General features: G+C 67.8%; 20 protein-coding genes. 18 read left to right on the top strand and 2 right to left on the bottom strand.

All coding sequences use genetic code 11. The features are described 5' to 3' along the window. Positions 1-30: 30 nt before the first annotated feature. The gene (locus AB8619_RS05570) at positions 31-1218 is read right to left on the bottom strand and encodes an acyl-CoA dehydrogenase family protein (RefSeq protein ID WP_436795468.1); all 1188 of its coding nucleotides are present in this window, start codon (positions 1216-1218) and stop codon (positions 31-33) included. An 86-nt stretch (positions 1219-1304) separates the two neighbouring features. Here AB8619_RS05570 and rbfA point away from each other — a divergent pair, with 86 nt between their 5' ends. From rbfA to AB8619_RS05650, 16 genes are all read left to right on the top strand, one after another. Continuing rightward, the gene (gene rbfA / locus AB8619_RS05575) at positions 1305-1724 is read left to right on the top strand and encodes a 30S ribosome-binding factor RbfA (RefSeq protein ID WP_436795469.1); all 420 of its coding nucleotides are present in this window, start codon (positions 1305-1307) and stop codon (positions 1722-1724) included. Continuing rightward, positions 1721-2617, top strand: coding sequence for a tRNA pseudouridine(55) synthase TruB (gene truB / locus AB8619_RS05580; protein WP_436795470.1), 897 nt, complete (start codon positions 1721-1723; stop codon positions 2615-2617). The genes rbfA and truB overlap by 4 nt, the downstream gene beginning before the upstream one ends. Positions 2618-2797: 180 nt before the next feature. Further along, positions 2798-3223 (top strand): TadE/TadG family type IV pilus assembly protein, encoded by a 426-nt coding sequence (locus tag AB8619_RS05585; protein WP_436795471.1) that lies wholly within the window; start codon positions 2798-2800, stop codon positions 3221-3223. Continuing rightward, on the top strand, positions 3208-4797 hold the full coding sequence (locus AB8619_RS05590; protein ID WP_436795472.1) for a pilus assembly protein TadG-related protein: 1590 nt from the start codon (positions 3208-3210) through the stop codon (positions 4795-4797). The genes AB8619_RS05585 and AB8619_RS05590 overlap by 16 nt, the downstream gene beginning before the upstream one ends. Before the next feature lie 117 nt (positions 4798-4914). Continuing rightward, on the top strand, positions 4915-5751 hold the full coding sequence (locus AB8619_RS05595; RefSeq protein WP_436795473.1) for a hypothetical protein: 837 nt from the start codon (positions 4915-4917) through the stop codon (positions 5749-5751). Then, positions 5748-6926 carry an AAA family ATPase gene (locus AB8619_RS05600; protein ID WP_436795474.1) on the top strand — a complete coding sequence of 393 codons (1179 nt, stop codon included), beginning with the start codon at positions 5748-5750 and terminating at the stop codon, positions 6924-6926. Before AB8619_RS05595 ends, AB8619_RS05600 begins: the two co-directional genes overlap by 4 nt. Next, positions 6927-8315 (top strand): CpaF family protein, encoded by a 1389-nt coding sequence (locus tag AB8619_RS05605; RefSeq protein WP_436795475.1) that lies wholly within the window; start codon positions 6927-6929, stop codon positions 8313-8315. Continuing rightward, complete coding sequence (locus AB8619_RS05610; protein WP_436795476.1) at positions 8312-10249, top strand: type II secretion system F family protein; 1938 nt, start codon at positions 8312-8314, stop codon at positions 10247-10249. Before AB8619_RS05605 ends, AB8619_RS05610 begins: the two co-directional genes overlap by 4 nt. Positions 10250-10257: 8 nt before the next feature. Continuing rightward, positions 10258-11172: a type II secretion system F family protein gene (locus AB8619_RS05615; RefSeq protein WP_436795477.1), complete on the top strand. Its 915-nt coding sequence runs from the start codon at positions 10258-10260 to the stop codon at positions 11170-11172. Between the two features lie 41 nt (positions 11173-11213). Continuing rightward, positions 11214-12200, top strand: coding sequence for a bifunctional riboflavin kinase/FAD synthetase (locus tag AB8619_RS05620; protein ID WP_436795478.1), 987 nt, complete (start codon positions 11214-11216; stop codon positions 12198-12200). A gap of 83 nt (positions 12201-12283) precedes the next feature. Next, positions 12284-13489 carry an alpha/beta fold hydrolase gene (locus tag AB8619_RS05625; RefSeq protein WP_436795479.1) on the top strand — a complete coding sequence of 402 codons (1206 nt, stop codon included), beginning with the start codon at positions 12284-12286 and terminating at the stop codon, positions 13487-13489. A 236-nt stretch (positions 13490-13725) separates the two neighbouring features. Next, positions 13726-13998, top strand: a complete 273-nt coding sequence (gene rpsO, locus AB8619_RS05630; protein WP_436795480.1) for a 30S ribosomal protein S15 — start codon at positions 13726-13728, stop codon at positions 13996-13998. Positions 13999-14248: 250 nt separating this feature from the next. Further along, positions 14249-16711, top strand: coding sequence for a polyribonucleotide nucleotidyltransferase (locus AB8619_RS05635; RefSeq protein ID WP_436795481.1), 2463 nt, complete (start codon positions 14249-14251; stop codon positions 16709-16711). Between the two features lie 79 nt (positions 16712-16790). Further along, positions 16791-18047, top strand: a complete 1257-nt coding sequence (locus tag AB8619_RS05640) for a M16 family metallopeptidase (RefSeq protein WP_436795482.1) — start codon at positions 16791-16793, stop codon at positions 18045-18047. A gap of 274 nt (positions 18048-18321) precedes the next feature. Beyond that, a complete protein-coding gene (gene dapB, locus AB8619_RS05645; RefSeq protein ID WP_436795483.1) occupies positions 18322-19116 on the top strand; it encodes a 4-hydroxy-tetrahydrodipicolinate reductase in 795 nt (264 codons plus the stop codon). Next, complete coding sequence (locus AB8619_RS05650; RefSeq protein WP_436795484.1) at positions 19113-19679, top strand: DUF421 domain-containing protein; 567 nt, start codon at positions 19113-19115, stop codon at positions 19677-19679. The genes dapB and AB8619_RS05650 overlap by 4 nt, the downstream gene beginning before the upstream one ends. Here the strand turns inward: AB8619_RS05650 and AB8619_RS05655 are convergent. After that, positions 19661-20917 (bottom strand): M48 family metallopeptidase, encoded by a 1257-nt coding sequence (locus AB8619_RS05655; RefSeq protein ID WP_436795485.1) that lies wholly within the window; start codon positions 20915-20917, stop codon positions 19661-19663. The two genes, AB8619_RS05650 and AB8619_RS05655, sit on opposite strands and share 19 nt — an antisense overlap. Positions 20918-21046: 129 nt before the next feature. Between AB8619_RS05655 and AB8619_RS05660 the strand changes: the two genes are divergently transcribed. Together AB8619_RS05660 and AB8619_RS05665 are read left to right on the top strand one after the other, a co-directional pair. After that, positions 21047-21988: a hypothetical protein gene (locus tag AB8619_RS05660; protein WP_436795486.1), complete on the top strand. Its 942-nt coding sequence runs from the start codon at positions 21047-21049 to the stop codon at positions 21986-21988. 67 nt (positions 21989-22055) lie between these two features. After that, on the top strand, positions 22056-23066 hold the full coding sequence (locus AB8619_RS05665; RefSeq protein ID WP_436795487.1) for a hypothetical protein: 1011 nt from the start codon (positions 22056-22058) through the stop codon (positions 23064-23066). Positions 23067-23128: the final 62 nt, after the last annotated feature.

The raw sequence follows: 23128 nt of genomic DNA on the forward strand, positions 1-23128 counted from the left end.
TCCGTTTACGGCGGCGGGCCGACCGTGGCCTCAGAGGAAGACGAACCCCTCGACCCGGTCGAGCCAGACCTGTGAAGCGGTCACGTACGTCGAGTCGTCGACGAAGATGTGCTGCGTCCCGGCGAGGATGTCGCGCATGCATCGCTGCAGCGGGTGGCCGTCGCGCAGGGCATCGCCGCCACCGAGTCGGTAGCACCAGAGGATGACGTCGGCGGCGACACGGGTGGCGTGCGTGGTCGACACCCGGACGTCGGCCTTGAGCTCGAGGGTGGCCGACCCGTCGGTCTCGGCTGCCGCCTGGATCGCGCCGAAGGCCTCCAGCACGTAGGCCCGTGCCGAGCGGAACTGCGCGGTCTGCTCGCCGAACTCCTTCTGGAACAGTTGCTGCGCGGCGAGGACGTCGGAGGCTCCCATCCGCTGCTTCACCGCGGCGAGCGACGCGATCTCCTCGAGCGCTCGTCGGCACACGCCAAGTGCCCACCCGGCGTGGCCGGCCGACGTCATGGGCATGATCCCGATCGAGAACTGCGGTCCGCCCCGCAGCGGCGACTCACTGAAGAGTTCGAACGTCCGCCCGGTGGGCACGAACACGTCGTCGACCGAGTAGTCCTGGCTTCCCGTGCCCTGCAGGCCCAGCACGTGCCAACCGCCGGCGAGGGTGACCTCGTCGCGGGGGATCGCCGCCACCCGCATCTCGGGCATGCCGTCGTCACCGAAGACCATCTCTCCCGAAGCGTCGAGCACGGCGCCTCCGGCCATGATGAACGCGGCGTGGCCCGATCCGGAGGCGAAGCCGTACTCGCCCGTCACGCGGTAGCCGCCGTCGACGGCCTGGAAGCTGCCCCGGGGCGCGAACTGTCCGGCGCAGACCGATCGACCGTCGGCGAACATCTCGGTGGCGTCGGCCATGAACGCGGCGGCGAAGGCCGTCGAGGTCGCGCACGCCATGTGGCTCCAACCGGCGGCCGGCTCGGCAGCGGAGAGCTCCTCGAACAGGAGCACCTGGGTGACGAGGTCGGCCTCGGCGCCGCCGCACGCCTGGGGGAGCGCGGCGGTCATCAGGCCGGAGTCGAACAGCGCCTCGGCCACCGGCCGGCTCATGTGGCCCGACTCGTCTGACGCCGTTGCCTCGTCGACGAGGAGGGAGCGCAGGCCCCGAGCCCGTTCGAGCAGCTCGTCGGTCGAGGGGGTTGGCGGTGCGCTGGTGCCGGCGGTCATGTCACAGGATCGCGCATCGGATCTGACGGCGCGTCAGGTCTGCCGGAGCGGGTGGGAAACGACAAGTCCTGTGGCAGGCTGCGACCATGGCTCGACGACGACAGACCGGTGCCCGTCGCTATCCCCGGACGGCACGTCTCAACGAGGTCGTGCGCGAGATCGTCGCCGAGGAGATCGAGCGGATCGACGACGAGCGCCTCGGCTTCTTCACCGTCACCGCGGTCGAGGTCGACCCCGGCATCGAGCACGCCAAGGTCTACTGGTCCGACATCGGTGCCTCCGACGAGACCGTGCTCGAGGTGCTCCAGGAGCACCGTGCGCGCCTGCAAGCCGAGGTCAACAAGCAGACGCACTTCCGTCGCACGCCGATCCTGTCGTTCCATGTCGACACGGTCGACCGCGAGGCGAGCCGCATCGAGGAGATCCTCCGCGATCTCGACATCCCGGCCGACGACGAGGATGCGGTCAGCGACGCTGACGCGGACGCCGACACCGAGTCCGAGTGAGCCGCACGAAGCCCTCGCCCCACAACGGGCTGGTGCTCGTCGACAAGGAGCCGGGCTGGACCAGCCACGACGTCGTGGCCAAGTCGCGCGGCGTGCTGGGTACCCGCAAGGTCGGCCACGCCGGAACGCTCGACCCACCCGCGACCGGACTCCTGCTCGTCGGTGTCGGCTCGATGACGCGGTTGCTCCGGTTCCTCACGGCGCTGCCGAAGACCTACGTCGGCGAGATCGTCCTCGGGTCGGAGACCGACACGCTCGACGACACCGGCGAGGTCACCGCCACCCACGACATGGCTGGCGTCACGCTGGCCGAGGTCCGGTCGGCTGCGGCCGACCTGACCGGCGACATCCTCCAGATCCCGCCGATGGTCTCGGCCATCAAGATCGACGGCAAGCGGCTGCACGAACTCGCACGTGAGGGCAAGGAGGTCGAGCGCGAGCCGCGGCCGATCACGATCCACGAGTTCACGGTCGGCGAGCCGGTCGACGACGGCGTGTTCCCGATCGAGGTCACGTGCTCGTCGGGGACCTACATCCGGACGTTGGCCGCCGACGTCGGGACCGCACTGGGCGGGGGAGCGCACCTGCGCAACCTGCGCCGGACCCGAGCCGGGTCGCACGACGTGTCCGACGCCCACCGCATCGACGACGTGATCGCTCCCGACCACGTGCTGTCGCCCGCCGAGGCGCTGCGCGATCTACCGACGGTCGTCGTCGACCAGGCCACCGCAGTCGACGTCGGCCACGGCAAGCCGCTCGAACGTGCCCGCCTCGGCCTGCCCGACGACCACGACGGGCCGTGGGCGGTCCAGTCGCAGGACGGCGTGCTGCTGGCGGTCTACGGCCCCCACCGCGAAGGAACGGTCAAGCCCGAAGTCGTCGTCGCCCCGTAGGACGGTCAGCAGCCACCACTCTCGGTGTTGGTGAAGCCCCGCAGAGTATGGATCTGACCGCGCAACGTATGTTGACCGGGACGTATTGTCGCCATTCCGGCAGATGCGGCAGACTCCGTGACCTCGCGCGCTGCGGAAGACGTACGCTCGTGAGGTTGGGCGGCAGAGGGAATCAGGGCGATGAAGTTGCGACGAAGAAACGAAGACGGCGCAGCGCTGGTCGAGTTCGCGCTGGTCTTGCCACTGCTGGTGCTGTTCCTCTTCGGGATCGTGCAGTTCGGGTTGGCGTTCGACATGAAGCAATCGATTAATGCTGCTGCCCGCGAGGGCTCGCGCACCGCTGCGATCCCGGTCAGCACCGTCTCTCAGGTCGAGGATTCCGTCGAGAACGGCTTCGACGGCATCCTCGACGGAACGGTGTCGACGACGATCACCGTGAACGGCGGTGCGCCGATCCTCGACCCGACCGCCAAACCGTGTGAGGGCAATGCTGGGCTGACCGTCGTCGTAGTCGCCCAGGTAGATCACACTCTGACGATCCCGTTCTACGGAGCCCCGGACATCACGCTCGAGGGAAGAGGAGAGTTCCGATGCGAACTGGCCTGACGCGCCGTCGCCGCGCTGATCGTGGCGCAACGCTGATCATGGTGTCGGTGTTCCTGATCGTCGCCGTGATCATGATGGCGGCAGTCGTGGACCTCGGTGGACAACGACAGGAACGCAAGGAGGTCACGCTCTCCACTGACGCGGCGGCCCTGGCTGCGGCATCGCTCGCGGACACCGAAGATCCGGACCTTCTCGCCGTCTCGGCTGGCACCCTCGTCGACTGCGATCAGGTCGGGATTTCGCCGCACGCAGCCAACCCGGAGAGCTTCGGTACCGTTCGCGCTGCTGTGGACGACTATCTGTCTCGCAACGGTGGCTCGAGCTACGTCGACTGCAAGGTTGTCCGGACTTCGTTCCGCGAAGGATATGTCGTTGTGTCTGCGGATGAGATCGTCGAGTACGCGTTCGCTCCCGCGATCGGAATCAATGAGGGCGATGTCGCCGGCGCGAGCGTCGCTGCGATTGAGGTGAACTCCGGTGGCGGACTGCGTCCCGTCGGGATCTGCGCACTCACGACGACCATGGCGGGAGTTTCGGGATACCCAGAGATCACGCTCAACGATCTGTACAACACGACCAGCGCTGGCTATGACCTCGACGCCGACGGCTACGTGGTCCCTGTCGGGGACACCACTCGTACGACCGTTACGGCACGATTCGCCATTGACAAGGTCAAGGGTGGCGAGTGCACCGGAGCTTCAGGTGGCGGTTCTGGCAACTTCGGAAAGCTCGACTTCGGTGGCAGTACGAGCACAAGTTGCACCGAGATCGGACACTTCTGCAAGGACTATGCAGATGGCTACTACGGCACGCTCACAAACCCGACAAAGGGCGACACCGGAAACAACTGGGGCAACAACGCCAACGAGGACTCGACTCTGAACCTGGAACAGAACGTCGGACAGTTCTGGGCACCGGTGTTCCTCGGGCTTGCGGGCAACGGCGGAAATGCGGACTTCTCGCTCCTGTACTTCGTGCAGATGGAGATGGTGAACCACTGCTTCGGTGCTCATGCCTGCAAGTTCGACGGAGCAACGTGGTTCGACTTCCGGGTATCTCGGATGCTGCCGTTCGCTGAGGCCGGTCCGCCGCTCACGGATGATGCAAATCAGAAGCGTCCACGGTTGTGCGCAGTGGAGAACGATGCAGCGGCCATCGCTGCCGGCTGCCCGCAGATCGTCGCCGGCCCCACCTCCACCGTCGCTCCGTCGTCCAGTACGACGACGACATCAAGTACGACTTCAACCTCATCGACGACTGTCGCGCCGTTGTGTCAAATCACTCGGGTGACAGCGAATCGCACGTCGGTGGCAACGAACGGGTCGGGCAAGTTGAAGGACGATCTCACGCTGACCATTGAGGTCGTCAACGGGAGCCACTGCGCAGGTATCCAGTCGGCTCTGCAGAAGGGCGTGGTGATCAACCTGTCGCAGATGTCGGGTAGTGGAAACGTCTTCGTTGGGACTGAGTCAGAGAATGCTGACAAGTTCGACCCCGGCACATACGACTGGGTAGTCCGACACAACGGCGGACCACTCAACTACGGCGGCCCCATAAGCGTGGTCGTCTCCTGAATTTGGCAGGCATCGGCCGCCGGCGAAGAGTCGAAGGGCGTACGCCGGACCTGTCACTGCAAATGTCAACTCGGTACTGTTCCGGGCACATCGAATCCTGAGAGAGGATCTCCAAACGTGAACAAAAAAGTGGTGGGCATCATTGCCGCGGCGGTCATGGCGGTGATCGGCACGGTCATCCTCGTGGTGTTCGTCCGAGGCGCCGAGGACCGAGCCCTCGAGGGCGAAGAGTTGGTCACCGTGTTGGTGACCGAGCAACAGATCCCCGCCGGCACGCCGGCGGCACAGATGGAGAGCTTGGTCACGACCGAGCAGATCCCGGCCAAGATCGCCCCGGACGGCGTGGTCTCCGACCTCGTCCAGGTCCAGGGTCTGGTGAACTCGGTCGACTTCCTCGCCGGCGAGACGCTCTTGTCCGGCCGGTTCGTCGAGCCGGAGAACTTCAACGCTCGTCGTGGATCGGTCGAGGTGCCCGAAGGGCTCCTCGAGGTCACGGTGGCCATGTCGCAAGAGCAGTTCATCGGCGGCATCCCGACCCCGGGCGACCACATCGCGCTGATCGCGAACGGTCGGCGAGTCGACTTCATCCCGCAGAACACCGATCCGCTCGCGCAGGGCGCCAACCCGGACGATCCGAACTCGGGCAACCTGAGCAGCACCGACCTGACGGTCACGAAGATCATCCTCCAGCAGGCCCTGGTCACCAACGTGCAGGGCAACCCCCTCCCGCAGGCCGTGAGTGGTTCGGCGGAAGATCGGGTCGCGGCGGCCGAGGGATCGGTCCTCGTGACGCTGGCCCTGAACGGCCCCGACACCGAGCGCCTGCTCTACGTGCGTGACTCGCAGTCGCTCAATGCCAACCTCCACATGGCGTTGCACAACGGCGATGCGCTCGTGACCAGCGAAGGCATCAGCGTCGAGAACATCATCAACCCTGAGGCGCCGGTCGGATGACCATCGTCGTCCTCTCTGATGCGAGCAGCCTCGAGGAGGCAGTTCGCGCAGCGGTTGGGGACAGCGTCGCGGTCGAGACCTTTCCACTGTCGACCGGCGTCCGGGTCGATGCCGATGACCTCGCGGTCGTCATCATCGACGGTGCCCGCGACCTGGATCAGGCACTGCGGATCGCCAAGGACTTCGACGACCGTCGTCAAGACGTCACCGTCGTGCTCGGCGCGCCCTTCGACAGCGACGTCGTCGCCCGCGCCATGCAGGTCGGCGTGCGTGACCTCCTTGCACCGGGATCGAGTGACGACCGGATCCGCGAGGCCGTCAAGCGCGCCATCGAGGTGGCCGATCGTCGCCGCGAAGCCATCCGGGGAGCCGATGCGACGACCGACAACCGCCTGATCATGGTGATGTCGCCCAAGGGCGGCGCCGGCAAGACCACCATCGCCACGAACCTCGCCGTCGGTCTCGCCAAGCGGGCACCGAAGGAGGTCGCCCTCATCGACGGCGACCTCCAGTTCGGCGACGTCGGCAACGCGCTGCGCCTGTTGGCCGAGACCAACATCCGCGACGCCATCGCCGGTGGCCTCCAGGACGTCACCGAGGTCAAGGTCCACCTGACACCGCACCGGTCCGGGCTTTTCGCACTCTGCGCCCCCGACCTGCCCGGCGTCGCCGACGAGATCACCTCCCAGGCCTTCACTCGGGCCGTGGCGATGCTCGGCGACGAGTTCCGCTTCGTCGTCGTCGACACCGACCCCGGTCTCGGCGAGCGGACGTTGGCCGTCATGGACCATGCCACCGACCTCGTCTTCGTCGCGGCGACCGACGTGGCGAGCGTGCGCGGTCTGCACAAGACGATCGACGCGCTCGACAGCATCGGGATGACGAGCCACACCCGACACTTCGTGCTCAACCGGAGCGACGCCAAGGTCGGCCTCGAGATCTCCGACATCGCGGCCACCATCGGCATGGATCCCGACGTCATGATCCCCAGCCATCGCTCGCTGCCGGTCTCGATGAACCAGGGCACGCCCATCCTCGAGATGGAAGATCCCTCGCCGGCCGCCGGGCCGCTGTGGGAGCTCGTCGATCGGTTCCTCCCGGATCCCGACGGCGACAAGGACGAGTCCGATGCAGGGAGGAAGCCGTCCGGCGGACTCCTGAGGAGGCGGAACTAGATGAGACTCGGAGACCGACTGAAGCAGGCGAGCGGCAACGACCCGGTCGACGCCGCCACGGCTGAACCAGGACCACGCACCGATCCGTACGCGCGCATCAAGAGCGTCGTGTCCGGCGCGCTGATGGAACGCATCGCCGCTCGGCACAACGACGCCGAGATGAGCGACGACGACCTCCTCGAGCTGGCGCGCGACACGCTCGCAGAGATCATGAACGCCGAGGACACCGCGCTGTCGGCCGACGAGAAGGCTCGGCTGGTCGACGAGATCAGTGCCGACGTCATCGGCTACGGGCCGATCACGCCGTTCCTCGACGACGACGAGGTCTCCGAGGTGATGGCCAACAACACCGACGGGATCTGGGTCGAACGACGCGGCCTCCTCGAGGACACCGGTGTCGCGTTCGGCGACGACGAGACCCTCCGCCGGGTGATCGATCGCATCGTGAGCGCCATCGGCCGACGCATCGACGAGGCCTCGCCCATGGTCGACGCCCGCCTTCCCGACGGCTCCCGCGTGAACGCGGTCATCCCGCCGCTCGCGGTCGACGGTCCGTCGCTCACCATCCGGAAGTTCTCCAAGCTCGTGCTGGGCGAGGACGACTACATCCGCACCGGTGCCGCCACCCCCGTGCTGGTCGACTTCTTGTCGACGTGCGTCGAGGGGAAGCTGAACATCCTGGTCAGCGGGGGTACCGGCACCGGCAAGACGACGCTGCTGAACGTGCTCTCGAACTTCATCCCGAGCGGCGAGCGCATCGTGACCATCGAGGACGCGGTCGAGCTCAAGCTCAACCAGCGCCACGTGGTCCGTCTCGAGGCTCGCCCGAGGAACATCGAGGGCAGCGGCGAGGTCACCATCCGCGACCTCGTGCGCAACGCGCTCCGCATGCGCCCCGATCGCATCATCGTCGGCGAGTGTCGTGGCGGTGAGGCGCTCGACATGCTCCAGGCCATGAACACCGGCCACGAGGGCTCGTTGGGCACGCTGCACGCCAACACGCCACGCGACGCCCTCTCCCGCATGGAGACCATGGTCCTCATGGCCGGCCTCGAACTGCCGATCCGGGCCATTCGCGAGCAGATCGCCAGCGCCATCGACCTCATCGTCCACATCAGCCGACTCCGTGACGGCTCGCGCCGCATCACGCAGGTCGTGGAGATCGTGGGCATGGAGAACGACACGATCACGGCCAACACGCTCTTCGACTTCGACTTCGGCAAGGGCGTCGACGACAACGGGCGCTTCCGTGGCCTCCCGGAGCCGACCGGCATCCGCCCGTCGTTCTCGGAGCGATTGTCCGACCAGGGTTTCCTCCTCCCGGCCGTGCTGTTCTCGGACGACGCCGTCGTGAAGGAAGCCATCGCCGCGAATCGGGGCCGCCGGTGAGTCGCCGGTCGTCGACGCCGCGGGCAGCGCTCGCCGCCGTCCTCATCACACTCCTTACGGTCCTGGTCTCGGCATCGGCCGTCGGTGCCCAGGCCGTCCCGGACGCCGAGATCATCAAGACCGATCTCAGCGAGTTCCCCACCGTCCGCCTCTCGGTCGCCCTCTCCGGCGACGCTGCGGTCACCTCGATCGGTGCCGACGACGTCGTCGTCACCGAGAACGGCGAAGTGGTCGAGGCCGAAGTCCAAGGACTCTCGGACGAGACCCTCGACGTGGTCCTCGCGATCGATGTCTCCGGGTCCATGGCCGGAGAACCGCTCGCGCAGGCGAAGGTCGCGTCGCTCCAGTTCATCGACGAACTCCCGGACAACGCACGCGTCGCCATCGTCAGCTTCGGCGACAGCGCCGATCTCGTGTCCGGATTCACGACCAATCGCGCATCGAGTCGCGACGCGGTCAACGCGTTGTCGAGCGGGGGAGAGACGGCGCTCTACGACTCCGTCGTCCTCGCATCGCAGCAGATCGGGGCCTCGGACGCGAGCCGCTCGTCGGTCATCGTCCTCAGCGACGGCGGCGACACGATCTCCGACACCGATCTCGAGGGTGCCGCCGAGTCGCTGTCCGGAACCGAGACCGACTTCTTCGCCGTGTCGCTCCAGTCGGGCGAGGCCGATGAGGTCGCACTGAACACGCTCGCCGACGCGGCCGACGGCTCGGTCGTCGCCGCCACGGACCCCGACGCGCTCTCCGCTGCCTACGTCGATCTCGGCCAGCGCATCGCCAACCAGTACGACATCGTGTTCGAGTCGGTCACCGAGGCACCGACCGCGACCTTCGCCGTCGCTGTCGGCGACACCGAGGCGTCGATCGAGGTCGCGTTGCCCGATCGGGAGACCGGTGCGAGTCCGACCTCCGAAGCCGCGGTGCGAGAGGTCACGCCGCTCACCGGTCGTGGCACCGCGGGAGCGCTCGAACAGAGCTGGGCCCTGTGGGCCGGCGCACTCCTGGTGGCCGTCGCCCTCGCGATCACCGCCTATGTCGTCCTCCCCGATTCCGGCAATCGTCCGCGACGCCGCTCCCTGGGCAGCGATCGCGTGCCGGTCGACGACGGGTCGTCCGCCGGTCAGCGTCTGGTCGGATCGGTGCGCGAGTCGGCCACCCGCTTCACCTCCCGTGCCGTCGAACGGTCCGAGCAGGGATCGACGATCGACGCTGCACTCGACCGTGCCGGTCTGGTCATGCGAGCCGGCGAGTTCGTCGCCGCCGTGATCGGCATCGCCATCGTCGCCGGATTCCTCCTGTTCCTGCTCATGGGCATCGTCGGGCTCGCCATCGGCGTGCTCGTCCCGACCCTCGGGGCACCCACGGCGCTCAAGTTCCTGGCGAAGCGACGCAACAAGAAGTTCGCCGAACAGCTCAGCGACACGCTCCTCCTCATCGCCGGTTCGCTCCGCTCTGGCTTCGGCATCGGCCAGGCCATGGACAGCGTCGCCGAGGAGATGGAAGACCCGATGGGCGCCGAGTTCGGGCGAGCGGTCCTCGAGACCCGCCTCGGCCGTGACATGGAAGATGCCCTCGACGGCATCGCCGGCCGTGTCCAGAACGAGGACTTCGAGTGGGTCGTCGACGCCATGCGCATCCATCGTCAGGTCGGCGGTGACCTCGCGCAGATCCTCGACAAGGTGTCCGAGACCATCCGGGCCCGCAACCGTCTCCGTCGTCAGATCGACGCGCTCACGGCGGAAGGCCGGCTGTCGGGTCTCGTGCTCGGCTCGCTGCCCATCGGCATGGCGCTGGTCCTGTATTCGACGAACCCCGACTATCTCAAGCCGCTCTTCGAGAGCACGGCTGGATTCATCATGGTGGGCGTCGCCGTGACGCTCCTGATCACCGGCGTGGTCTGGCTGCGCAAACTCATCGACGTGGAGCTGTAGGAGTCCTCATGAGCACCGCAATCGTGATCATCGGCGCCGCGCTCGTCGCCTTCTCCGTCGTCGTCCTCGTCTGGGCGTTGGCCGGGGAGAAGTCGATCGACACCGTGCAGGCCAACCTGGCACGCGGAGGCAACATCGGCGACAGTCGCCAGATCGCACTCAGCGCGTCCGCACGCGACCGCCTCCTCGACCCGTTCTTCGCCGGCATCGCTCGCGCTGCCCGTAAGTACACGGGGTCGGGTGCCGCCGCGGCGACGCAGCGCAAGATCGACCTCGCCGGCCTCTACGACACCGGCTGGACGGTGGAGCGGATGCTCGTGGTCCGGGTGCTGTCCCTGCTCCTCGGCGGGTTCAGTGCGTTCTGGATCCTGGCCAACGCCGGCGTCGAGCGGAACACCGTGCTCATCGCCATCATGGTGTTCGGTGTCGGCTACGCCGCGCCGATCGCGTTCCTCGATCGCAAGGTGGCCGAGCGCCAGGCCCTGATCGAGAAGCAACTCCCCGACATCATCGACCAGCTCTCGGTCAGCGTCGAGGCCGGCCTCGGTTTCGACGCAGCGATGGCCCGCTCGGCCGAGGGGCGCTCCGGCCCGCTCGCCGACGAACTGACCCGTGTCCTGCAGGATCTCCAGGTGGGGGTGCCCCGCCAGGAGGCGCTCGATCGGATGGTCGAACGCACCGACGTCGCCGACCTGCGCCAGTTCGTCGTCTCGGTCCGCCAGTCGACCAAGCACGGTCTGCCCATCGCTCGCATCCTCAACGTGCAGTCGCAGGAGCTCCGCGAGAAGCGCCGGGCCCGCGTCGAGGAGAAGGCAGCCTCGCTGCCGGTGAAGATCGTGTTCCCGCTGGTGTTCTGCATCCTGCCGTCGCTCTTCGTGGTCATCCTCGGCCCGGCGGCCCTGAACATCCGCACGACGTTCTGACGCAGTTTCGGCGGCGGCCAGCGCGGTCGTAGCCTCCCGTTGTGCAGATCGTTCGCGACACCCAGGCGCGACCCGCCGTCGGCGACGGCACCGCGGTCACCATCGGGGCCTACGACGGACTGCACCTCGGCCATCGAGCGGTGATCGAGCGTGTCCGCTCCGTGGCGGCGGAACGTGGACTGGCGTCGGCCGTCGTCACCTTCGACCGACACCCTGCATCGGTGGTGCGGCCCGAGTCGGCACCGAAACTGCTCTGCGACCTCGACCAGAAGCTCGAGCTGCTCGAGTCGACCGGCATCGACATCGTCGTGGTCGTGACCTTCGACGAACTACGAGCCTCCGAGACGGCCGAGGAGTTCGTCCAGGAAGTCCTCGTCGACTGCCTGCGCGCCCGCTCGATCATCGTCGGAGAGGACTTCCACTTCGGCAAGGGCCGCGGGGGCAACGTCGAGCTCCTCGATCGCCTCGGCCCCGGTCTTGGCTTCGACGTGCTCGGCATGGATCTCGTCGGTGCCGACGGTCGCCCCGCCGCCACCGGCGATCGTGTGTCGTCGACGGCCATCCGCCGAGCCATCGCCGAGGGCGACCTCGCGTCTGCATCGGCGATGCTCGGTCGCCACCACGAGGTGCGCGGCGTCGTCGCACACGGTGACGCTCGTGGCCGAGAGCTCGGGTTCCCGACGGCCAACGTCTCGGTTCCCGGGAGCATCCTCCTGCCCGCCGACGGCATCTACGCCGGCTGGTTCGAGCGGCCAGTCACTGCGGACGCGCCGGGTGCGGTCCTCCCGACGGCGATCTCGCTCGGTCGTCGACCGACCTTCTACGAGACCGCCGACGCGAGCCTGCTCGAGGCCCACGTGCTCGACTTCTCGGGCGATCTCTACGACGAAGCGGTCGCCGTCCGCTTCGTCGAGCGCATCCGTGGCGAGGTGAAGTTCGACTCGGTCGAAGCGCTGGTCGACCAGATCGGCCACGACTGCGACGATGTCCGAGTTGTCCTGGGTCGTCCGGATCAATCGGCCTCCTGACCGGCCGGAATGGCCGGAATGCAGAGTGATCCCTGGCATACTCGGTGCATGCGGAGAGTGGGGCGTGTCGAGTGACCGAGGCGGTGCGACTGCCGAACGATCTCCCCGCTGACGCCGTGGTGATCCCGATCCGTCGGGACGACATCCCGTCGGCGGCCGAGGCTCGGGACCGCGCCACCGACACATTGCTCCGCCTGCTGCCCGAGACCGAGACCCCGGTCGTCGGCCCCGAATCCGATGGTGAGGTCGCCACCGGCGAGGTCGCGGCACCACGGTTGGCTCGCCACGTCTTCACGCTCTCCGACGGCCATCAGGTCGGGGTCGCCGTGTCGGGTGTCGGCGTGCCGCTCGTGTTGGTCCACGGCTTCACGGCCGAGGGATTCCTCTACGCCCAGACGTTGTCGCGTCTCGTGTCGATGGGGTTCAAGGTCATCGCGATCGACACCGCCAACCACGGCAGCACCCAGGGTCTGCCATCGGGTGGCGCCAACTTCTCCGAGTATGCCGAGCTGCTGGGCCGGGTCCTCGACGAACTCGGCATCCGGCGGGCGTTCTTCGCCGGGCACTCGATGGGCGGCCGGGTCATCACCCAGCTGTGCGCCAACGAGCCCGAGCGGGCGCTCGGCGTCATCCTCATCGACGCCATCGTCGGCGACTCGTGGGACCGTCTGGTCAACCTCGGTCGCATCTTCCCTCCGGCCATGGCCGGCGTCGTCATCCTCCTCGCCCTCGACGCCATGAGCACGCCGCCGGTGCTCAAGAACCCCGAACAGGCCGTCAAGCTCGGCAAGCTCTTCCTGCCCACCGTGGTCGGTCACGTCACTCGCCCGTGGCGCCTGCTCGGGCCGGCGGTGTCGATCCTGCGCAGCCGCGGCAGTCGGTGGATGCTCCAGCGCCTCGCGCAGGAACAGGTCCCGGTGGTGGCGATCCACGGGACCCGCGACTTCGCGGTGCCGTTCCAGACGGCGAAGGACGCGGCGCGTCGGGCGAAGGGAGAGTTCGTCATCGTCGAGGGTGCCAGGCACTGCTGGCCGCTCCGAGACCCCGAGACCCTGCCCGCCATCGTCGGCGACCTCCTCGACGGTCCCTTCGGCGAGGCCTATCGCCAGGCCGTCCGCGATCACGGACTCGACCCCGACGTGGCCACGCTGCAAGAGGTCGACGACGCGTTCTTCGTGCCCCACGCGCCCATCCGCAAGATGACGCCGCCGCTCGAGTTCGCCAAGGTCGGCACCCGGCGCCGCAAGCCGGCGTACAAGTACTCGATCAAGCCGGCACGCGAGTCCTGACCCGCCCATCACCCCGAAAATCTCGTCACCCGCTCAGGAGGGACCTGAGCAAGTGACGCAATTTTCGGGGGTGGGGGCGGATTCGCACCGTTCTCGTGATCCCGGGGTAGAGTGACATCTGGCTTCGCGCCGTCCCACGTCCGTGGGGCGAACGGGGTCGCCGCTTCCCCCTCTCGTACTGACACGGCGGGGGCAGCCGGGTCCGATACCCACCAAACACCAGAGGTTCTTCACGTATGTCCGAAAAGATCGATGCCAACAAGGCGAACGTCATCGCCGAGCATCGCAAGCACGACACCGACACGGGCTCGCCCGAGGTCCAGATCGCACTCCTCACGGAGCGCATCAGCCACCTCAACGAGCACCTGGCGGCCCACAAGAAGGACCATCACACGCGCCGCGGCCTGCTCAAGCTGGTCGGTCGTCGTCGGCGGCTCCTCGACTACGTTCGCAAGAACGACGTCGAGCGCTACCGCACGATCATCGCCACGCACGGCCTGCGTCGCTAATACACTCGGGGAACGGACGGCCTGACGGCCGTCCGTTGCTCATCCAGAGCAAGTAGCCAGACAGATAGACCAAACCAACCATCGGTAGCAGCCTCAAGGTCAGCTGCCAGTCGCCCACCTCCGAGACACGAGTTTCGGGAGTCGCCGACTGGGAACTGGCCCTGCTACCTCGTACCGGACATCCCGTCACACGAAAAGCCCAGAGGGGGCGTGACGGGCGCCGGGCCATACACAGGAGCAATTCCCAAACATGACAACCGAACCCACGCGGGTCTCTGCCGCGATCCCTGGAGCCGACAAGGAACTGGTCTTCGAGACCGGCAAGCTGGCCCAGCAGAGCCAGGGCGCAGTCCTGGCCTCCATCGGGGGCACCAAGACCCTCGTCACCGCCAACGGCGCCAAGTCGGCCCGTGAAGGCATGGACTTCTTCCCGCTCACGATCGACGTCGAAGAGCGCATGTACGCCGCGGGTCGCATCCCGGGCTCGTTCTTCCGCCGTGAAGGCCGACCGACCGACCTCGCCATCCTCACCTGCCGCTTGACCGACCGCCCGCTGCGGCCGAGCTTCCCGGCCGGCTACCGCCACGAGACCCAGGTCGTCTCGACGATCATGGGCGCCGACGGCAAGAACCCCTACGACGTCCTCACCATCAACGGTGCGTCCGCCGCGCTCATGCTCAGCGGCCTCCCGTTCGACGGCCCCATCGGCGCCGTCCGCATGGCCTTCGACACCGACGGCGAGTGGGTCCCGCACCCCGAGCACGACGAGATCGAGGAGTCGACCTTCGACCTGGTGGTCGCCGGTCGCGAGAACGACGCCGGCGAAATCGCCATCATGATGGTCGAGGCCAACGGCACCGAGCGTGCGTGGGAGCACTACCAGAACGGCGCTCCCTTCGTCACCGAGGAAGCCATCGCCCAGGGCCTCGAGGACTCCAAGGCCTCGATCAAGGCCTCGATCGACCTCCAGCGTGAGCTCGTCGCCGCCTACGGCGCCCGCGAGCCCATCGAGTGGAGCGCAGCGACCGACTACGAGGACGACGTCCTCGCCAAGGTCGCCGAGGTCGCCACCGACCGTCTCCGCGACGTCGGCGCCATCGCCGTCAAGGCCGAGCGCGAGGCCGCCGAGCGCGAGCTCAAGGACGCCGTCCGCGCCGAACTGGCCGACGAGTTCCCCGGCCGTGACAAGGAGATCGGCGGCGCCATCAAGTCGGTCTTCAAGAAGGTCATCCGCGAGCGCGTCGTCAACGAGGGCATCCGCATCGACGGTCGCGGCCCGGCGGATCTCCGCCCGGTCTCCGCCGAGGTCGGCGTCCTCGACACCGCCCACGGTTCCGGCCTCTTCCAGCGTGGCGAGACCCAGGTCCTCAACGTCCTGACGCTCGGCATGCCGAAGATGGACCAGCTGCTCGACAACCTCGGGCCGCAGGAACGCAAGCGGTACATGCACCACTACAACATGCCGCCGCACGCCAACGGCGAGACCGGCCGCGTGGGAAGCCCCAAGCGTCGCGAGATCGGCCACGGCCTCCTCGCCGAGCGCGCCCTGCTCCCCGTCATCCCCAACATGGAAGAGTGGCCCTACACCTTCCGTCTGGTGTCCGAGGTCCTCGCCTCCAACGGCTCGACCTCGATGGCCTCGGTCTGCGCGTCGTCCCTGTCGCTCATGGACGGCGGTGTGCCCATCAAGGCGCCGGTCGCCGGTATCGCCATGGGCCTCATCTACGAGGACGGCAAGTACACGACCCTCACCGACATCCTCGGTGCGGAAGACGCCTTCGGCGACATGGACTTCAAGGTCGCCGGCACGAGTGAGTTCGTGACCGCCCTCCAGCTCGACACCAAGATCGAAGGCCTCCCGGCCGACGTCCTGGCCTCGGCGCTGCAGCAGGCCAAGGAAGCTCGCACCGCGATCCTCGACGTGATGAACGAGTGCATCCCGGAGCCCCGCGACGACGTCCAGGGCACGGCCCCGAAGATCGTCAGCTTCGAGATCCCGATCGACAAGATCGGCGAGGTCATCGGCCCCAAGGGCAAGATGATCAACACGATCCAGGGCGAGACCGGCGCCGACATCGGCGTCGACGACGACGGAGCGGTCGGCACGGTCACCATCGGTGGCACCGACAAGGACGCCGTCGAAGAGGCTCGTCGCCAGATCGAGCTGATCGTCAACCCGCCGGCGGCCGACGTCGGCGAGGTCTACATGGGCCGCGTGGTGAACATCACCAAGTTCGGTGCGTTCGTCAACATCCTCCCGGGCCGCGACGGTCTCCTCCACATCTCGAAGATCGGTGGCAAGCGCCGCATCGACAAGGTCGAGGACGAACTGGAGCTCGGCCAAGAGGTCGAGGTCCGGGTCGACGACATCGATCCCAACGGCAAGGTCAGCCTCTCCATGGCGTCCGAGCCGGCCGACGACGGTGACTCCGACGGTTCCTCCAACGGTGGTGGCCGCGAGCGCGGTGACCGTGATCGTGGTGGCCGTGGTGGCCGCGACGGTGGCGGTCGTGACCGCAAGCCCCGCTCCGAGAAGTCCGACAAGGGCTCCGACGACGACAAGGGCGAGAAGGCCAGCGACACCGAGTTCGTCTCCTTCGAAGACGCCTTCGACGAGGAGTTGAAGGAAGAGTTCGGTGACCTCGGTCCCGAGAACAAGCCCACCGGTGGCAACGGTGGCGGTGGTGGCCGCGGACGCGGTCGTCGTCGCTGATCCACCTCAGCAATCCGCTTCGACCCCCGCATCCGGCCCTGCCGGTGCGGGGGTCGTGTCGTTCCCGGAGACCTTTCCCATGACGAGTCCCAGCCCCCAGATCACCACCCTCGACAACGGCATCCGTGTCGTCACCGATCCGATGCCCGAGGCGCGATCGGTCACGACCGGGGTCTGGGTGGGCGTCGGCGGCCGCGACGAGGCACCGAGCATCGCGGGGGTCAGCCACTTCCTCGAGCATCTGTTCTTCAAGGGCACCGAGCGTCGATCTGCCCGTCAGATCGCCGAGTCGGTCGACGCGGTCGGTGGCGACCTCAACGCCTTCACGTCCCGGGAGCACACGGCGTTCCACACCCGGTTGCCCGCCGACGAGTGGCGCCTCGGCGTCGAGTTGTTGGGCGACATCCTCTCGGCGCCGGCCCTGCGCCAGGTCGACATCGACGCCGAGCGCGAGGTGATCCTCGAGGAGTTGTGGGCGGCGATGGACACCCCCGAGGACCTCGTCCACATGCTCGCCGCCGACGGCATGTTCCCGTCGCACCCGCTCGGCCGCGAGGTGCTCGGCGACGCCGACACCGTCCGGGCCATGCGTCGTGACGACATCGTCGAGTTCTTCGAGCGTCACTACCGTCCGGCCAACCTGGTCGTGGCCGCCGCCGGTCGTGTCGTCCATGACGAGTTCTGCGAGGCGGTCGCCACCCACCTCGACCTCGTCGCCGGTGGCGAACGTCCTGGGCGCACGACGCCGGGCGACGACATCGTCCCGCTGCACACCCACGAACGGGCGGGCGAACAGGTGCACCTGGTCCTCGGCTGGCGGGGGCTCCCGTCGGGTCACGACGACCGGTATGCGCTCGCCGTCGCCAACCAGATCCTCGGTGGCGGATCGTCGTCACGACTGTTCCAGACCATCCGCGAAGACCGCGGCCTCGCCTACACGGTGTACTCGTGGATCGAGGCCCACTCCGACGCCGGCATGCTCGGGACCTACGTCGGCACCTCGCCGGGCCGGTCGGCCGAGGTCCTGGAAACGCTCGAAGCCGAACTCGCCACCATCGCCGAGACCGGCGTGACCGACGACGAATTCCGCGTGGCCGTCGGCTATCTCGCCGGGGCCACCGAACTGGGACTCGAGGATTCGGGGAGTCGGATGGGCCGAATCGGCCGCATGTTGCTCTCGACCGACACCGTCGTCGACCTCGACGAGCAACTGGCGCGCCTCCGAGGCGTCACCATCGAGGAGGTCGACGCGCTGCTCACTCGCCTCCTGGCGACGCCGCGCACCGTGGCCGCAGTCGGACCGGTCGACGCCGGGGCGCTCGCCTCCGCCGTCTGATCACCGGCGTCCGGTCTCCCGTCAGGGAGTGGGACGAGTGTGGATCCGTGGCCGTCGTGGGTGCTGGTGGCCGACCGGACGCACGCGTCGTCGGACTCGGCAGTTGGGTCGCTGACCGCGGGTGGCGGGTCGAATGCGGCATCGCTTGCGTTCGAAATCCATGGTCACTCCCATCCGTCGTCGAGCCGAACCCTTCGGACGGTACCCAAGTGCTGGGAGCGCCGGTGCGGTCCTCCCGCCGCGTTTCGTGCCGCCGTCTCCTACTCTTCCGGAGGTGACCGTTCGAGTAGGAGTTTTTGGCGCCGGTGGGCGCATGGGGAGCACGGTGTGTGCTGCTGTCGCTTCGGACAGTGCGACCGAGTTGGTCGCCGCCGTGGACCCGCACCACGAGGGGATCGACCTCCACCTCGTCGCGCGCGGTGCTCCGATGCCCGACCTGACCGTCGCCGGCGGCGTCGAGGCGTTCGAGCGCGCCGGCGTCGACGTCGTGGTCGACTTCACCCGTCTCGATGCCGCGCGCGACAACCTGGCGTGGGCGGCCTCGCACGGCGTGCACGCCGTGGTCGGCACCACCGGATTCGACGAGGCCGACCACGAACGCTTCCGGTCGACGTTCACGAAGTCGAACTGTCTGATCGCTCCGAACTTCGCGATCGGTGCCGTCTTGATGATGCGGTTCGCCGAGATGGCGGCGCCGTTCTTCGAGACCGCGGAGGTCATCGAGTACCACCACGACGCCAAGGTCGATGCGCCGTCGGGCACGGCCATGCTCACGGTCGAGCGCCTCGCTGCAGCGTCGGACGACTGGGCCGACGACCCGACCGAGGCGGAGGTCGTCGAGCACGCCCGCGGCGGCAAGGGCCCGGGCGGGATCCCGGTCCACTCCGTCCGCATGCGGGGGATGGTCGCCCACCAGGAGGTCATCCTCGGCACCACCGGTCAGACGCTCACCGTGCGACACGACTCCTACGACCGAGCGTCGTTCATGCCCGGCGTGCTCGTCGGCATCAAGAAGGTCGCCGATCTCCCCGGCCTGACGATCGGCCTGGACGAAGCACTGGGTCTGTGACCGAGCGCTGGCTCTCCACCGACCTCCACCAGGCGTGGCTGGTCGTCGTCTCCGCCGTCGCCATCTTCGTGGCGGTCGTCGTCGTCGCACGCATCGTGGGTCTGCGGGCCTTCTCGAAGATGTCGAGCTTCGACTTCGCCGTCACGGTCGCCACCGGCTCGGTGATGGCGTCGGTGGCCGCATCGTCGACCTCGCTGGCCAACGGCGTCCTCGCGCTCGTCGTGCTCTACGCCTGCCAGTGGATCGTGGCCCAACTCCGCCGCCGTACCCGGTCGGCCGCCGACCTGGTCGACAACCAGCCGGTGGTCCTGATGCTCGAAGGCGAGTTCATCGCCGAGAACCTCACGTCGTCACGCGTCACCGAAGCCGACGTCTACGCCAAGCTGCGCGAGGCCAACGTCCGGCGGATGGCCGATGTGCGCGTCGTGGTCCTCGAGACGACGGGCGAGGTCAGCGTGCTGCACGGCGACGGCCCGGTCGACGAGGCGATCCTCGCCGACGTCCGCGGTTTCGATCCCACCCAGACGGACGCTGTGCGCGCCCGTCAGTCGGACGAGGGCTGATCGGCCGTCACGGGCGGCACCGGTGCTGCCTCCGGGGGTACGACGTCGACGTCGTTCATCGTCGCCCAGTCGATGCCGAACTGCATCCGCTCCGCCGGCGCGGGGTGTGAGGCATTCCATCGCTCCCACGGACCCGGCTCGAGATCCGACTTGTTGAGGGCGACGAACCGCGGCCACATCGACACGAAGTTGGTCGGGTCGCCGAGCAGTTGCAGTGCCTCGAGGTCGGCCTCACGCTCGTTGCGCCGCGAGACCCATGCCGAGACCAGACCGAGCGCCAGCGACGGCACGCCGAAGGAGAGCAGGAACAGGGGAGCGGCGCCCGGCTCGCCGAGGTCGTCGACGCCGGCCCAGCCGAGGACGGTGTCGCTCCCGCCGACGTACTGGACGAAGGCGAGCGAGATCAGCATCTGCAACCCGGCGAGGGGGAACGTCTTGGGGATGTGGTTGAGCCGGTAGTGGCCGATCTCGTGGGCGACGACCTGGGCGATCTGTTCGAGCGGGAACTCGAGCATGGTGTCGAATACCACGACCCGCTTGGTCGGGCCGAACCCGGCGACGAACGCATTGCCCCGGCGGGACCGCTTCGACCCGTCCATCGTGTAGACGCCCTCGATCGAGGTCTCGGCCAGTTCGGCGATCTCCTCGATCCTGGACCGCAACTCGCCCTCGGGCATCGGTGTGAACTTGTTGAACCGCGGCATGATCGCCACCGGGTACACGAAGTTCAGGACCAGTGAGATGGCGAAGAAGATGAGGCCGCCGACGAGCCACCACGTGTCGATGCCCCGGACCGCGGCGTAGACCGGTACGAGCAGCGCGCCCACCAGGACCACGCCGAGGACGGCCTCCTTGACCTGGTCGCCGATCCACAACCCCGCGGTCTGGTTGGACAGGCCGTGGCGCTTGTCGTGGACCATCGTCGCCCACCAGTCGAACGGGAGCTGGAGCACCTGGGTGATGAGCCCGAACACACCGGCGACGACGAGGATCCGGACCGGCCACGGCGCACCGGACACGGAGTCGTCGAGACTCGGGCCGAGGTCGAGGCCGAAGAGGAGGACGAGGTCGATGACCGTGCCGAGGACCCGACCCGCCAACCGCACCCGCTTGACCGGCCGGGCGTAGGCACGTAGATCGGCGAGCTGCTCCTCGTCGAAGAAGTCCTCGGTGCGCGCCGGCGTACGGGCGCCGAGTGGAGGATGAGCGGAGGTGCGGCGAGGGCTCGTCGTGGTCACGGCCTGACCCTAGGGGCGCCACGGGAGCACGGTCGCTGGCCGCATCGCCGCGCGGCATCTGTACCTCTTGGTATGTTCAACGACGATCGAGGAGCGGACCTCGACGAAGCGAGCGGAACGGCGGTAATCATGAAGAGACTTCTTCGCGTACTCCTGGCGACCATGGCCATGGTGGCCGGGGTCCTGGCGACAGACTCGTCGGCTGGTGCCGGGGGATTCCCGGACGTCGACTCGTACAACGAGTTGTTCACCAGTCAGGCCTTCCAGGTGATGGGCGACTACGTGCCGATCATGGGCGTGTCCGACTGCGGCGAGACGGAGACCGTGTTCATCCTCTGGTACGCGGCGGGGACGGCGCCGGACCACCTCTGGACCATCGACTCGCTCGAGCCGCTGACCTGGACGTCCGCACCGGTCACGATCAACGGCACCTACGAGCCGCTGATCGGTGACTTCGACGGTGACAACTGTGACGACCTCTTCTGGTACGCCGCCGGCGGCGCCGTGGACTACGTCTGGTACAACGACGGCGACGGCACGTTCACCTCCGAAGCGGTGTCGGTCAACGGCGCCTATCGACCGGTCGTCTCGAACTTCGACGAGGGTGCCGACGACATCCTCTGGTACGCCCCCGGATCGGGCAACGAGTACTTCTGGACCGGTCAGGAAGACCGGACATTCGACAGCGTGCTCGCGCCGCCGGTCAACGGCGACTACCGGGCCGCCGGATCCAACGGGTCGGTGCTCTTCCACAAGCCGGGGCCGGGACAGGACTACATCTGGGGGAATTTCTCCGAGGGACTGTCGGGGCCGCCGAAGACGATCGCGATCGACATCAACGGTTCGTACACACCCCTCGTCGGACCGCTCTCGGTCCTGCTGTATGCCCCGGGCAGCGCCCAGGACCACGCGATCACCGGAATCGAGGAGAACGGCGACCTGACGACGGTGCCCGCCACCATCAACGGGGACTACACCCCGGCGGTGCGCTCGCCGGCGGCGTTGAACCTCGGGTTCCTGTGGCATGCGCCGGGCGCGGCCTCGGACCACTTCTGGATCCTGAACCGATGATCATCCGGGAGCACGGAGCATTCCGCCGGGACCACCGGGTTCCGGCATCAACGGAAGGAAAGCAACGATGAAGCGAATCCTCGCAGCCATCGTCGCGGTCGCCAGCATCTTCGCCAGCATCTTCGCCGGCACGATCGCCACGAGTGGTACCGCACTGGCCGGGGGACCCCCACCCGGATTCCTCTACAACGACTACTTCGAGAGCATCCCCCTCACGGTGAACGGCGACTACGAGCCGCTGTTCCTCTTCTGCGACGCCGGAGACGGTGGGGCCTCGATCCTCTGGTACGGCGCCGGGTCGGCGCCGGACCATCTGTGGCACTTCACCTCCGAGGATCCGATCGCGTACACCTCGACGCCGAAGACCGTCAACGGCGTGTACGAGCCGCTGCTCGGGGACTTCGACGGTGACGGTTGCGACGACATCATCTGGTACACCCCCGGTCCCGGCGCCGACTACGTGTGGTGGGGCGGCCCCGACGACACCTTCACCTCGGAGGCGCTCACGATCAATGGCACGTACGAGCCGGTGGTCGGGTACTTCGGCGAGGACGACAACGCGGACATCTTCTGGTACGCCCCCGGCTCGGGTTCCGAGTCGTTCTGGACCGGTGCTGCGGATCGCTCGTTCACGAGCACGCCGGGTCCCGCGGTCAGCGGCACCTACCGAGTGGCTGCGGTCGGGAGCGCGATCCTGTTCCACCGCCCCGGTCCCGGAGCCGACTACCTGTGGACCGACGTCGAGTCCGAGACCGGCGCGCACGATCAACAGGTGACCGCCATCAACGGGACCTACGAGCCGCAGGCCTCGCTGGTCGGATTCCTCTTGTACGCACCCGGACCGGCCAAGGACTACGCTCTCGTCCGCATCGAGGAGGACGGGACCCCGTACACCTTCCCGGCCACCATCAACGGCACGTACGAGACCGGGATCCGATCGCCGAGGGGCACCCTGGTGCATCTCTGGTACGCGCCCGGCCCCCAGGCCGACTACCTCTGGGTCCCGAGCAGGGCCGAAGGCGGAGCGGCTGACGCATTCGACGCGTCGGCACCTCGGCCGGAGTTCGGCGGCCGGTGACGACGTGACGTCCCGCTGACGTCCCACCCGCGTGTGCTGGTGCCGGGTCTGCGATCGCAGGC

The organism is Actinospongiicola halichondriae, from assembly GCF_049103745.1.
GTDB lineage: Bacteria > Actinomycetota > Acidimicrobiia > Acidimicrobiales > Salinilacustritrichaceae > Salinilacustrithrix > Salinilacustrithrix halichondriae.